The sequence below is a fragment of the Streptomyces sp. MK7 genome, from assembly GCF_032658145.1.
Lineage (GTDB): Bacteria > Actinomycetota > Actinomycetes > Streptomycetales > Streptomycetaceae > Streptomyces > Streptomyces spiralis.
Genome location: NZ_JAVACL010000040.1, coordinates 16,021 through 29,569, shown reverse-complemented (window position 1 = coordinate 29,569; position 13,549 = coordinate 16,021). Strand labels below are relative to the sequence as shown.

13 protein-coding genes are annotated in these 13,549 nt (G+C 69.3%); all 13 read left to right on the top strand.

What is annotated here, in order from left to right; all coding sequences use genetic code 11:
* Nucleotides 1–545: 545 nt before the first annotated feature.
* The 13 genes from R2S09_RS31525 (at nucleotide 546) to R2S09_RS31470 (ending at nucleotide 13,548) form a co-directional block, all read left to right on the top strand.
* Nucleotides 546–1,580, top strand: coding sequence for an amino acid ABC transporter permease (locus tag R2S09_RS31525; protein WP_316744682.1), 1,035 nt, complete (start codon nucleotides 546–548; stop codon nucleotides 1,578–1,580).
* A 293-nt stretch (nucleotides 1,581–1,873) separates the two neighbouring features.
* Nucleotides 1,874–2,458, top strand: coding sequence for a winged helix-turn-helix domain-containing protein (locus R2S09_RS31520; RefSeq protein WP_316744680.1), 585 nt, complete (start codon nucleotides 1,874–1,876; stop codon nucleotides 2,456–2,458).
* 13 nt (nucleotides 2,459–2,471) lie between these two features.
* Nucleotides 2,472–3,701, top strand: coding sequence for an acyl-CoA dehydrogenase family protein (locus R2S09_RS31515; protein WP_316744679.1), 1,230 nt, complete (start codon nucleotides 2,472–2,474; stop codon nucleotides 3,699–3,701).
* Between the two features lie 479 nt (nucleotides 3,702–4,180).
* Nucleotides 4,181–5,224, top strand: coding sequence for an ABC transporter substrate-binding protein (locus R2S09_RS31510; RefSeq protein WP_316744677.1), 1,044 nt, complete (start codon nucleotides 4,181–4,183; stop codon nucleotides 5,222–5,224).
* A 4-nt stretch (nucleotides 5,225–5,228) separates the two neighbouring features.
* Entirely contained in the window at nucleotides 5,229–6,077 is an 849-nt protein-coding gene (locus R2S09_RS31505; RefSeq protein WP_316744675.1) for an ABC transporter ATP-binding protein, read from the top strand.
* On the top strand, nucleotides 6,074–7,036 hold the full coding sequence (locus R2S09_RS31500; protein ID WP_306188022.1) for an ABC transporter permease: 963 nt from the start codon (nucleotides 6,074–6,076) through the stop codon (nucleotides 7,034–7,036). Before R2S09_RS31505 ends, R2S09_RS31500 begins: the two co-directional genes overlap by 4 nt.
* Nucleotides 7,037–7,129: 93 nt before the next feature.
* A complete protein-coding gene (locus R2S09_RS31495) occupies nucleotides 7,130–8,485 on the top strand; it encodes an LLM class flavin-dependent oxidoreductase (protein ID WP_316744672.1) in 1,356 nt (451 codons plus the stop codon).
* Entirely contained in the window at nucleotides 8,482–10,104 is a 1,623-nt protein-coding gene (locus R2S09_RS31490; protein ID WP_316744671.1) for an FAD-binding protein, read from the top strand. The genes R2S09_RS31495 and R2S09_RS31490 overlap by 4 nt, the downstream gene beginning before the upstream one ends.
* Nucleotides 10,101–10,469, top strand: coding sequence for a ferredoxin family protein (locus R2S09_RS31485; RefSeq protein ID WP_316744669.1), 369 nt, complete (start codon nucleotides 10,101–10,103; stop codon nucleotides 10,467–10,469). The genes R2S09_RS31490 and R2S09_RS31485 overlap by 4 nt, the downstream gene beginning before the upstream one ends.
* 53 nt (nucleotides 10,470–10,522) lie before the next feature.
* Entirely contained in the window at nucleotides 10,523–11,425 is a 903-nt protein-coding gene (locus R2S09_RS31480) for a TauD/TfdA family dioxygenase (RefSeq protein WP_316744668.1), read from the top strand.
* Nucleotides 11,426–11,515: 90 nt separating this feature from the next.
* Entirely contained in the window at nucleotides 11,516–11,974 is a 459-nt protein-coding gene (locus R2S09_RS31475) for an Rrf2 family transcriptional regulator (RefSeq protein ID WP_316744666.1), read from the top strand.
* A gap of 138 nt (nucleotides 11,975–12,112) precedes the next feature.
* Entirely contained in the window at nucleotides 12,113–12,214 is a 102-nt protein-coding gene (locus tag R2S09_RS40715; RefSeq protein ID WP_399145112.1) for a putative leader peptide, read from the top strand.
* Nucleotides 12,215–12,441: 227 nt separating this feature from the next.
* On the top strand, nucleotides 12,442–13,548 hold the full coding sequence (locus R2S09_RS31470) for an aliphatic sulfonate ABC transporter substrate-binding protein (RefSeq protein ID WP_316744665.1): 1,107 nt from the start codon (nucleotides 12,442–12,444) through the stop codon (nucleotides 13,546–13,548).
* Nucleotide 13,549 lies beyond the last annotated feature (1 nt).

Sequence of the window (13,549 nt, the reverse complement as noted above, 5' to 3'; positions counted from 1 at the left end):
TCGGGCGGGGCAGGGCGACGGCAGCGTGTGTCAGGTCTCGCAGGACCGCCCGTACGCGGGTTCAGCGCATGTTCAGCGATTGCGTACGACGGCGCTGCGAAGGGAGGAACTCGGCCCGCGACGGGGTCACCGAGGGAGGGAAGGGCCGGTCAGACGGCCCGCTGCCGCGTCAGGCGCAACACGCGGCGGACCACACCCGACCGAAGTCGATGTGGTCACGGGTGACCAGGTGCTGCTCGGCATTCATGCGATTAATTGAGCAGTACATCTCGCTTCTCGTCAACCACGGCCCGGATGCCGGACCGGCGCCCGGCAGTTGCTGTGCGTGGTTGACACATGCGCACGGTGCGCCCATACGATCGAGGACGGACCGGCTCCGCCGCGCTGCGGCGGCCGTACCAGCCGCGTTGAGGGACGCGGCGAACGTGATGACGCCGAAACCCAGCCACCGCCCCGTACCCGCGCTGTGTCTGCGCGGCATCCACGTACGCGCGCCGCCGGGTGGTCACCGGCGCCCGCGCCTCCCTCCCCTGGAGAGCCTCCTGATGGTCTCGTCATCCGACATCACCGTTTCCTCCCGCGTCTCCGCGGCCGTCCCGCCCCCAAGACACCTCAAGGGCTCCGGCGGCCAAGGCCCCGACGACGATCTGCCACGGATCGTGCCGCGCCGACACGCCGGCCGCTGGCTGACCGCTGCCGCCGCGCTGCTGGTCTTCGCGATGGTGGTCAACTCCGTCGTGCGCAACCGCGCCTTCCAGTGGGATGTGGTGGGCCGGTACTTCACCACCGCCGCCGTGCTCGACGGGCTGGTGCTCACCCTGTGGCTGACCGGAGTGGTGATGGTGCTCGGCTTCCTGCTCGGCACCCCGCTGGCCGTGATGCGGCTGTCCTTCAACCCGGTTCTGCGCACGCTGAGTTGGGGATACGTGTGGATCTTCCGCTCCACTCCGCTGCTGGTGCAGCTGCTGTTCTGGTTCAACATCGGCGCCCTCTATCCGACGCTCGGCCTCGGCATCCCCTTCGGGCCTCAGTTCGTCACGGTCACGACGGTCAACCTGCTCGGCCCCACCCTCACCGCCGTCATCGGCCTGACCCTGCACGAAGCGGCCTACGCCGCCGAGGTGGTGCGCGGCGGCATCCTCTCCGTCGACTCCGGCCAGACGGAGGCCGCCCAGGCTCTCGGCATCGGCAGGCGGCGCACCCTGCGCAGGATCGTCATCCCGCAGGCGATGCGCTCCATCGTCCCGACCGCGGGGAACATGCTGATCGGCACCCTGAAGGGCACCAGCATCGTCAGTGTGCTGGCCGTGCACGACCTGCTGTACTCGGTGCAGCTGGTCTACAACCAGACCTACCAGGTCATCCCGCTGCTGATGGTGGCCACTCTCTGGTACGTCGCCGTCACGACCGTGCTCAGCGCGGGGCAGTTCTACGTCGAGCGCCACTACGCGCGCGGCTCCTCACGCACGCTGCCGCCCACGCCTCTGCAAAGGCTCAGGGTCCGTCTGGCCGCACTTCGTGCCCGGCCGGCCAGGGCGACCGCGCCCGACGCCCGCCCGGCGGCCGACGGTGGCCGGTGAGCCCACCCACGGTGTTGCGTTCCCTACATTTCCTATCGATTCACTAGGAAAGCATTGACGGCCCGCCCAACGGGTGCGCAGGATGATGCACATGGCCCACACGCAGCAGCGACTCGTTCGTCGTCGGCATGTCGACTTTGGTCACGTCGTCAGCGCCGCCTGCTGTCGCGTGTGAGGCACGCGGTCACACGTTGCGCGTGCCGTTCCGCTCCTTCTCTCTCATCCCAGGTCATCGGGCGCGCGCCTACCCGCAGCGCCTGATGGCCCGACGTACTCCTTGAAGGACGACCGCCATGACCACGGCACTTCCGGCCCAGGCCACTCCATCGGACTCGCTGCTTCCCGACCTGCGCCATCTCCGCCTCGTGGGCGACACCGCTCAGGAAGGCGACGAGGGAAACGGTTCCGCTCCCCTCGTCGGTTACCTCGTGCTCGTCCCCGAGGGAACCGACCCCGCCCAGCTCTTCGCCAAGGACGTGGCGCGACCGGAGATCCGGCCGGTCGCCCTCACGGACTCGCCTCCCGTGCAGCAGACGGGAGGCGGCGTCATCCACATCGATCCCGCGCGACATGCAGCAGAGTTGGACGGGCGCGAACTCGACCTCACCTACCTGGAGTTCGGGCTGCTGGCCCATCTCGTACAGCAACCCCACCAGGTGCATTCGCGCGAGCAGTTGATGGCCGGCATCTGGGGCTACGACCACATCGGCGACGGCCGCACCGTGGATGTCCACATCGCGCGCCTGCGCCGCAAGCTCGGCACGGCTCACCGGCACCGGATCGTCACCGTACGGCGCGTGGGCTACAAGTACGTGCCCGACCGGCAAGAGAGCCCCAGCCAAGCGAGCCCCAACACCGCATCCTGCCACCGGCCTTGAGGAGACCACCACCATGGGCGTTGCCACTGCGCCGTCTGGCCCCGCCTCGGGTTCCGACCGGACCGGGCCCGGCCGTGCGCACTGGCTGCGCGTGGCCCGCGAGACGGCGGACGACCTGGCCACGGACGCGGCGGCCAGGGAGCAGGCAGGCAAGGCCCCGTTCGACGAGGCGTCCCGGCTGCGTGAGTCGGGACTGCTGACTCTTCTCGTACCGGCCGGGCTCGGGGGAGGCGGCGCGGACTGGCCCACGGCCTACGCCGTCGTCCGGGAGATCGCCGCCGCCGACGCTGCGATCGGTCAACTCCTGGGCTGTCACTACTTCCTGTCGTGGAGCGCCCGGTTCTTCGCCGAGCCCTCTCTCGCCGCTCAGGTCGAGCGGCAGTCCGCGGCGGAGCAGTGGTGCTGGGGTGGTGGTTTCGCCCGCCAGGAACCACCTCTGACGCTGACCAGGACAGCCGCCGGCTTCGTGCTCGACGGTCGGCAGAGCTACACAACCGGGGTCCTGGTCGCCGACCGCCTCGCCGTGCGGGCCGTACGGGCCGACACCGGAGAACCACTCGCCGTCGTCGTCGATCCCGCCCATCACGGGGTGGGTTTCGACGGCGACGCCGACACTTTCGGCCAGCGGCTCGCGGCCGGCGGGAGCGTGGAGTTCGACGGCGTACCGGTCGCCGCCGACGACGTACTCGGCTCCCTGTCCGCGGACGAGGATGTCCTGTCGCCCCTGGCCGCTCTGGCATCGCCGGTCGGGCGCCTCCTCTCCGTCCAGCTCCGTCTCGGCATGGCCGAGGGAGTGCTCGCCGAAGCCCGTGACTACAGCAGGGCAGGCCACTCCCCCTGGCACCCGGACTGGCCGGCCGGCTCCCCCCAGGACCCGCAGATACTGACCGCCTACGGCGAACTCACCGTCCTCACCCGCTCCGCGTCCGCACTCACCGATCAAGCACAGGAAGCCGTGCACGGCGGGCTGGCACGCGGCGAAGACCTCACCTACGACGAGCACGCGGAGATCTCCGTCCTCGTGGCCATGGCCGAAGCCGCCGCCTCCAGGGCTGCACAGGAGTCCACCGCCCGCGCCCTCGACATCATCGGCGCCCGCTCCGCGTCCTCGCGGCTGGGCTTCGACCGCTTCTGGCGCAATGCCCGGACCCACACCTTGCACGAGCCCGTCACGCACCGGCTCCGCGATGTCGGGGACTATTTCCTCAACGGTGCGCACCCTCCGTTCATCCTGCCCGTCTGACTGTGCGATGCCACTCGGATTTCCCGGCGGCTCGGCACGAGCGATGTTCGCCATGCAACTCGGCATCCAGGCAATTGTGAACGCCATACTTCACTCACATGTCGAGCTGTTCAGAATATGAGATGTCCGCGCAGGCTACGTTGACTTGGCCGGATTCCGCTGCAACTCTCATGCATGTGAGCAAGTCCGAGAACCTCGCCGCCCGCCTGCACGTCGATCTGCGACGTCAGGCCAGCGCCATCTGTACCGTCGGCCGCTGAACGCGCTGACGGGCGCCGCTCTCCCGCTCCGCTTTCACAGTCGCACCACGACCGTTTTCGACGTAGACGACTGATTCCTGGCAGGCATTCCTGATGGGTCCCTTTCCCCTTTCAGCGTCCGCCTGAGTTGCGCCCAATTGCCGAGCGCCCCTCTCAGTTATGGCTTCTTCATGCCATCGATTCCACCTCAGTCCCCATTCGTGTGAACAGGACCTTTCCATGGCCACTACGGCATCGACCCGACGCCAGTTCCTCTCCCTGCTCGGTCTTTCTGCGGTGGCCGTGAGCTGCGGCACGACCGCCGGAGCCGCTTCTGGCAAGAGCCAGACCAAGACGCTCCGGTACCAGGGCTGGGCGGGTCAGGTGACCTTGCCGGAGCTGGCCGAGGATCTCGGCTATCTGGAAGACGTGAAGCTGAAATGGGTCGGCAACACGATCAGCGGGCCGCAGGACATCCAGTCCGCGGCCACGGGCCAGGTCGACTTCGGCGGCGCGTTCAACGGCGCGGTCGTCAAACTGGCCGCGAACAACGCCCCCGTCAAGGCCGTCATCAGCTACTACGGCTCCGACAAGTACGCCTACAACGGCTTCTACGTCCTCAAGGACAGCCCGATCCGCTCGGCTCGCGACCTGATCGGAAAGAAGGTGGGGATGAACACCCTCGGGGCCCACTCCGAGGCCATGCTCGACATCTATCTGCAGCGAGGCGGCCTGTCCCGGGCGGAGACCGCAAAGGTGGAGCCACTCGTGGTTCCACCGGTCAACACCGAGCAGACGTTGCGGCAGAAGCAGATCGATGTTGCCGTCCTCGGCGGCATTCTGCGCGACAAAGCCCTGGCAGCCGGGGGCATCCGCCCGCTGTTCACCGACTATGAGCTTCTCGGCGCGTTCAGCGCAGGCACCTACGTGATGACGGACCGCTTCCTGAAGCAGAACCCCGACACGGCCCGGATCTTCGTCACCGCCGTGGGACGGGCCATCGAGTGGTCCCGTTCCACTCCGCGCGAAGAGGTCGTCGCCCGGATGACGGACATCGTGAAGAAGCGCGGCCGCAATGAGGACACCGCACCCCTGAGGTACTGGCGGTCCTACGGCGTCGCCGAGAAGGCGGGCCTGATCACCGGCAAGGAATTCCAGCTGTGGATCGCCTGGCTGGCCGACCGCGGTGACATCAAGAAGGGCCAGGTCACGTCGTCGGACCTCTACACCAACGCGTTCAACGGCAACCAGAAGTCCTCCTCTACCGCGAAGAGCGGGAGCTGATCCCATGCCGGAATCCACTACGCCACCCACCACACCCAAGATCGTGTTCGAGGACGTACGGAAGGACTTCACCGTCAAGGACCGGACGGGGGCTCGACAGGCGCCCCGGTTCACCGCCCTGGACGGCATCGATCTGGAGATAGCAGCCGGCGAGTTCGTCGTCCTGGTCGGCCCCAGCGGCTGCGGGAAGTCGACGCTGCTGGATCTGCTCGGCGGCCTCGCCCAGCCCACTGGCGGACGGATCCTGTTGGACGGCGAACCCGTCACCGGCCCGGGCCTGGACCGGGGCATCGTGTTCCAGCAGTACGCGCTGCTGCCGTGGCGCACGGCGCAGGGCAATGTCGAGTTCGGCCTGGAGGCCACCAGCGTCCCTCGACGTCAACGTGCCGCACGGGCCAGGGAGTTCCTGGATCTGGTCGGCCTGGCCGGGTTCGAGGACCGCCATCCGCACGAGCTGTCGGGCGGGATGCGGCAGCGAGTGGCGATCGCCCGCAGCCTCGCCTACGACCCCGATGTGCTGCTGATGGACGAGCCGTTCGCCGCGCTGGACGCCCAGACCCGGGAGTCACTGCAGGACGAACTGCTGCGCATCTGGCAGCGCACCGGCAAGACCGTCGTCTTCATCACGCACGGTATCGACGAAGCCGTCTACCTGGGACAGCGGGTCGCCGTCATGACGTCGCGGCCGGGCCGCATCAAGCAGATCGTGCCGGTCGCCTTCGACTCCCGTACGGCGACGGACGACCTCCGCTCCAGTCCCGAGTTCGCGCGACACCGGCACGAGATCTGGTCGCTGCTGCACGACGAGGTGGCCAGGGCCCAGCAGTTGGAGAAGGAGGAGGCTTCCGTATGAGCCCCACGACCGGAACGGCCACCGAGAAGACCACGACGCCGGACTCCCTGAGCACCACCGAGCCCGCCCCGGCCCCTTCCGCTGCCGAATCCGCTGCTACGTCCGCTGCGTCCGCGCCAGACGACGCCTCGCCGTCGGGGGTGCGCCAACTCCGCTCCACGGCGGCGCCGGTCCGCCGGGCCGTCCGCCGACTGCCCTACCTGCTGGTCAAGGGGGTGACCAAGTCCGTTGCGGTCGTGGCTCTGCTGCTGCTGTGGGAGACCGCGCCGCGACTGGGTCTGGTCGACCGGATCTTCCTGCCGCCGTTCAGCGAGGTCGCCCACGCCTGGTGGGGGCTGGCCGCCGACGGCCAGCTCGCCGACAACACCCGCGCCAGCCTGGTGCGCTCGTTCAGCGGATTCGGTCTCGCCGTGGCCCTCGCCGTGCCGCTCGGCCTGCTGATCGGCTGGTACCGGCCGGTCGCCGACCTCCTCGGACCGCTGCTGGAGGTGTTCCGCAACACCGCCGCCCTGGCCCTGCTGCCGGTGTTCGTCCTGCTGCTGGGCATCGGCGAGACCTCGAAGATCTCCATCGTGGTGTACGCGTGCACCTGGCCGATTTTGCTCAACACCATCAGCGCGGTCCGCAACGTCGACCCGACCCTGCTGAAACTTGCCAAGTCGATGGCTCTGCCCGCCCCCCGGTTGTTCCAGAAGGTCATCCTGCCGTCCGCGGTGCCGGTCATGTTCACCGGCATCCGGTTGGCCGGAGCGGTGTCCATTCTGGTGCTGGTCGCCGCCGAGATGATCGGTGCCAAGGCAGGACTCGGCTATCTGATCAACGCCTCGCAGTACAACTTCGCGATCCCGCAGATGTACGCGGGCATCATCACGATCTCCGCCATCGGCGTGGCCTTCAACCAGTTCCTGGTGGCCGTGGAACGGCGGCTCAGCTCCTGGCGCGTACCGGCCGACGGCTGACCTCGGCCACGTTCTCCCCTCACTGCCTCCCGGTCTGTCGCCCTACTCGTCCCCTGGCCCATTGGTCTCACTGCCCCCGATCCGAGGAACGCCATGCCCGCGACCAGCCCACGTCGGCTGCACCTCAACGCCTTCCTGATGAACGCCGGCCACCACGACGCCGCCTGGCGCCACCCACGCACCCAGCCCGAACGCGTCACCGACCTGCGCTACTTCCAGCAGCTCGCGCAGACCGCCGAGCGCGGTCTGCTCGACTCCGTCTTCCTCGCCGACGGCCTCGCCCTGTGGGGCAAGGTCCGGCACAACGCCCTCGGCGGCTTCGAACCCCTCACCCTGCTGTCCGCCCTGGCGGCGGTCACCGAGCACGTCGGCCTGATCGCCACCGTCTCCACCACCTTCAACGAGCCCTTCCACACCGCCCGCAAGTTCGCCTCCCTGGACCACATCAGCGGCGGCCGGGCCGGCTGGAACATCGTCACCTCCGGCACCGTGAACGAGGCCCGCAACTTCGGGCAGGACGAGCACCTGGAGCACCGGCTGCGCTACGAGCGGGCACGGGAGTTCGTCGACGTCGCCACCAAGCTGTGGGACAGCTGGGAGGACGACGCGATCCTGCTCGACCGTGAGCGCGGCATCTACGCCGACACCGACAAGGTGCGGGAGATCAACCACCGCGGGCAGTACTTCGGGGTGCAGGGCCCCCTGAACGTACCGCGCACCCCACAGGCATACCCGCTGCTGGTGCAGGCCGGTTCGTCGGAGGACGGCAAGGAGTTCGCCGCCCAGTACGCCGAGGCCGTCTTCACCGCCCAGCAGACCCTCGCCGACGGCCAAGCCTTCTACAAGGACCTCAAGTCGCGGCTCGCCCGCTACGGCCGTACCGAGGACCAGCTGCTGGTGCTTCCCGGCATCGCCCCCGTCATCGGCTCGACCGAGGCCGAGGCCCGCGCACTGGAACAGGAACTGACCGGCCTCCAGGTACCCGAGTACGGGCTCGCCCAGCTCTCCGGGATGCTCGGCACCGACCTGACCGGACTGCCACTGGACGGACCGCTGCCCGAGCTCCCCGAAGAGCGGAACATCAACGGCAACAAGAGCCGCTTCACACTCGTCGCCGAACTCGCCCACCGCGACGGCCTCACCCTGCGCGAGCTCATCGCCCGCCTCGGCGCCGGACGCGGCCACCGCGTCTTCGCCGGCACCCCGGAGCAGATCGCCGACCAGCTCCAGGAGTGGTTCACCCAGGGCGCCGCCGACGGCTTCAACATCATGCCGCCCCATCTGCCGGGCGGCCTGGAGGACTTCGTCGACCACGTCGTGCCGATCCTGCAGCGGCGCGGCCTGTTCCGCACCGAGTACACCGGCCGCACCCTGCGAGAGCATTACGGCCTGGCCCGCCCCGCCAACCGGCTGACCGCGCCGGCGGTAGGAGAAGGACAGCCCGCATGAGCGAGCTGGACCTCACCACGGACGTCCTGGTGGTCGGCGGCGGCCCCGCAGCCACCTGGGCCGCGCTCAAGGCGGCCCAGGACGGAGCGGACGTCCTCCTGGCCGACAAGGGCTACTGCGGCACCAGCGGCGCCACCGCCTCCGCCGGAACCGGCGTCTGGTACGTCCCCCCGGAGCCCGCCGCGCGCGAGGCGGCCATGGCGAGCCGGGAGGCACTGGGCGGATTCCTGGCCGACCGGCGCTGGATGACCCGGGTCCTGGACCAGACGTACGCGGGCGTGAACGAGCTGGCGGCAGCCGGACGCTACCCCTTCCCCACCAGGCCGGACGGACAGCAGCTCAGGAACGGGCTGCAGGGACCGGAGTACATGCGCAGGATGCGCATCCGCGTCCAGCGCGCCGGGGCCCGCATCCTCGACCACAGCCCGGTCACCGAACTGCTCACCGACCCCTCCGGAGCGGTCGCCGGGGCCAGGGGACACCGGCGCCAGGCCGGTCAGCCCTACCGGGTGCGCGCCGGGGCGGTCGTCCTGGCCACCGGCGGCTGCGCGTTCCTCAGCGGCACGCTCGGCTGCAACGTCAACACCGGTGACGGCGCGCTGTTCGCCGCCGAGGCGGGCGCGGAGCTGTCCGGGATGGAGTTCTCCAACGCGTACGGCATCGCTCCCGAGGGCACCTCCGTCACCAAGACCGCGTTCTACTCCTTCGCGACCTTCTACCACGAGGACGGAACCGTCCTGGAGGGCGCCGCGAGCCAGGGCGGCCGGTCCGTCATCGCGAAGGCGCTGCTCAGCGAGAAGGTGTACTGCCGCCTGGACCGGGCGGACGCGGCGGCCCGGCAGGCGATGCGGCTGGCCCAGCCGAACTTCTTCCTCACCTTCGACCGGCTCGGCATCGACCCCTTCACCCAGCGCTTCGCCGTCACGCTCCTCGCCGAGGGCACCGTGCGCGGCACCGGCGGCATCCGCATCACGGGTGACGACTGCTCCACCACCGTCCCCGGGCTGTACGCGGCCGGGGACGCGGCGACCCGTGAGCTGATCTGCGGCGGCTTCACCGGTGGCGGCAGCCACAACGCGGCCTGGGCCATCGCCTCCGGCACCTGGGCCGGCCGGGGCGCGGCCCGCCACGCACGCTCACTCGGCGTCCGCGCCGGTACGAGGCGCCTGGTGGCCGCGGGCGGAGCCGGGCTCCGGCCCACCGGCACCCCGGGCTCCGCCGACGGCTTCCGGAACGTCATCGCCGCGGTTCAGGGCGAGGTGCTGCCGTACGAGAAGAACTATCTACGCCGAGGCGACCGGCTCACTGCCTCTCTGGAGGTACTCGACAGCGTGTGGAAGGAGGCGCGCGCCTCCTTGCACGCCGAGGGCGGAGACACAGTACGGGCCCGGCAGGCGGCGGCGATGGCGGCGCACGCCCGCTGGATGTACGCCTCCGCGCTGGCGCGCACGGAGACCCGCGGCATGGCCAAGCGGCTCGACTTCCCCACACAGGACCCCGGACAGCACCACCGCATCGTCACGGGCGGCCTCGACGGGGTGTGGACCCGCACCGAGCCCCTGACAACCGCCCCGTCGGCATCAGCGGCACCAGCCGCACCCTTGGAGGTGGCCTCGTGATCGAACTGGTCTCGGCGGAACGCTGCATCACCTGCGACAAGTGCATCAAGGTCTGCCCCACTAACGTCTTCGACCGCGGCGAGGACGGCATCCCCGTGCTCGCGCGCCGCGACGACTGCCAGACCTGCTTCCAGTGCGAGGCCAACTGCCCGGCCGACGCACTGTACGTCGCACCCCTGACCCGCCCGCTGCCCGACGACTCCACCGCCCGCGACGAGGAGCACCTGGACCGTACCGGCCTGCTCGGCAGCTACCGCCGGCACATCGGCTGGGGACGAGGCCGCACCCCCGGCGCACTACGGGCCGTCGGCCCTCCCCTTGGACCACCGGGGGCCAAAGGACCGTCCCTGCCCATCACCTCCTGACGACCTCCCGACCGATCACCTCACTGATCACCTCCTGAAAGGAACACCCGCGCATGACCACCAGCACCGGCTTCGACATCCGCAGGATCGGCGGCCGTATCGGCGCCGAGATCCTCGGCGTGGATCTCTCCGCCGACCTCGACCCGGCCGTCGTCACCGAGATCAACTCCGCCCTCCTGGAACACAAGGCGCTCGTCTTCCGCGACCAGAACCTCGACGACGCCGGCCAGCTCCGCTTCGCCTCCCTCTTCGGCGAGCTCACCACCGCGCACCCCACCGTCCCCTCCGCCGACGGCCAGCCCCACATCCTGCCCGTCGACGGCGACGAGGGCATCCGCGCCAACCAGTGGCACACGGACGTCACCTTCGTCCGTACACCCCCGAAGGCATCCACGCTGCGCAGCATCGTGGTCCCGCCCTACGGCGGCAACACCCTCATCGCCAACGCGGCCGCCGCCTACCGTGACCTGCCCGAACCGCTGCGCGAGCTGGCCGACAAGCTGTGGGCGGTCCACACCAACGACTACGACTACGCCGCCCCGAAGAGCGAGAAGGCCGCCGAGCACCGCAGGCGGTTCGTCTCCCGGAAGTACCGCACCGCTCACCCGGTCGTCCGCGTCCATCCCGAGACCGGGGAGCGCGGGCTGTTCATCGGCGGCTTCGCCCAGAGCATCGTCGGCCTCGGCCCCTCCGACTCCCGCGACCTGCTGCGCCTCTTCCAGTCGTACGTCACCAGCCCCGAGAACATCCTGCGGGTGGCCTGGACGCCCGGTGACCTCGTCCTGTTCGACAACCGCATCACCCAGCACTACGCCCCCGACGACTACGGCGACCTCCCGCGCCTGCTGCACCGGGTGACCGTCGCGGGCGACGTCCCCTCCGGTGTCGACGGCACCCTCAGCCACGTCATCGAGGGCGACAACGCCGCCCACTACACGCCCGCCGCCGCGGCCTGAACCCCTCCGGCCCGCCGGGCGGGGCACCCGCCCCGCCCGGCGGTATGCCCGCGGCCGATGCCGACCGAAGCCGTACGGAATAATGGGCGTATGCGGATCTCAGCCAGGGCGGACTACGCGGTACGTGCCGCACTGCAGCTCGCCGCGTCACGGGATGACGCGCCACTGAAAGCCGAGGCCATCGCCGACGCCCAGGACATCCCGCACAAATTCCTCGAAAGCATCCTGAACGACATGCGCCGGGGCGGCCTCGTGCTCAGCCAGCGCGGCGGCAACGGCGGCTACCGGCTGGCCAAGCCCGCCGAGTCCATCAGCATCGCCGACGTCATCCGCACCGTGGACGGACCACTGGTCTCGGTGCGCGGCGTCCGCCCCCCGGAGCTGTCCTACACCGGCCCTGCCGAGTCGCTGCTCCCCCTGTGGATCGCGTTGCGGTCGAACGTGCGCGAGATCCTGGAGGGCGTATCGCTCGCCGACGTCGCGTCGGGCCAACTGCCCGCCGATGTATGCGCGTTGACCAACGCCCCCAGCGCCTGGGTAAACCCCTGACACGCTGGGCCACTCACCGTTGCTCTCAAAAGCCGAGATAGCGACGTCCAGCATGCGAACTGCCCCTTGGTGCGGAGGCCGCCTTCTGCCACGATCCCTAGCAACCAGGTAGGAAAACTAGGGATTGTGGGGGTGGCCATGCGAACGCTCGACCGCACAGGCCGGATGCTGCCCCTTCTGACCTCGCGCCGTCACATCGACCTCGCCCGTACGTCCAGTGCCATCTGTCGGCCCCTCTGACGCCACAGAACCTGACTCTCTCCGCACCAGCGCCGCCTGCCCGTCGCCCGCTCCTGCCGGCGGATCGGACACCCTCGGCTGACCACGCCCCCATGTTCCGCTTCTCAGCCCGCGACAGCATGCCTGCCGCAGACGGCAGAGGAGTGGGGTGTCGGTGCGTGCTGAGAAGCAGTACGCCCCGCATTGTCGTACCTCCCTGATCGCCCATCCCCTGAGAGGACACCTCCGTGTCTGCCGCAAGACCGCTCACCGCCCTGCGCACCCTCGCCGTCATAGCCGCGCTCCCCGTCCTGCTCACCGCCTGCGGCTACGGTTCCAAGGCCACCGACGACGGCAAGCAGACCGCGGTCGCGGCAGGCGCCAAGAAGCTCTCCGCCGACGAGGTGAAGATCGGCTACTTCCCCAACCTCACGCACGCCACCGCTCTGGTGGGTGTCCAGGAGGGTCTGTTCCAGAAGGAGCTCGGCGGCACCAAGATCAAGGCGTCGACCTTCAACGCCGGCCCCTCCGAGATCGAGGCGCTGAACGCCGGCTCCATCGACATCGGCTGGATCGGCCCCTCCCCCTCCATCAACGGCTACACCAAGTCGGGCGGCAAGAACCTGCGCATCATCGGCGGTTCCGCCTCCGGCGGCGTGAAGCTCGTCGTCAACCCGACGAAGATCAAGTCCCTGGACGACCTCAAGGGCAAGAAGATCGCGACCCCACAGCTCGGCAACACCCAGGACGTCGCGTTCCTCAACTGGATCGCGGACAAGGGCTGGAAGGTCGACCCGCAGAGCGGCAAGGGCGACGTCTCCGTCATCCGCACGGACAACAAGATTACCCCGGATGCCTACAAGTCCGGTTCCATCGACGGCGCCTGGGTGCCGGAACCGACCGCCTCCAAGCTGGTCGCCGACGGCGCGAAGGTGCTGCTCGACGAATCGACCCTGTGGCCCGACAAGAAGTTCGTGATCACGAACATCATCGTGTCGCAGAAGTTCCTCAAGGAGCACCCCGACGTCGTCGAGGCCGTGCTGCGCGGCTCCGTGAAGACCAACGCGTGGATCAACGCCAACCCGGACAAGGCGAAGGCATCCGCCAACGCGGCGCTGGAGAAGCTGGCGGGCAAGGCACTGCCCGACAAGGTCATCGACCCGGCCTGGAAGTCCATCACCTTCCTCGACGACCCGCTGGCCTCCACCCTGAACACCGAGGCCGAGCACGCGGTCAATGCCGGCCTGCTGGAGAAGCCCGACCTGAAGGGCATCTACGACCTCACGCTCCTCAACAAGGTCCTCAAGGCCGCCGGCAAGGACGAGGTCGACGACGCCGGTCTCGGCGCCCAGTAAC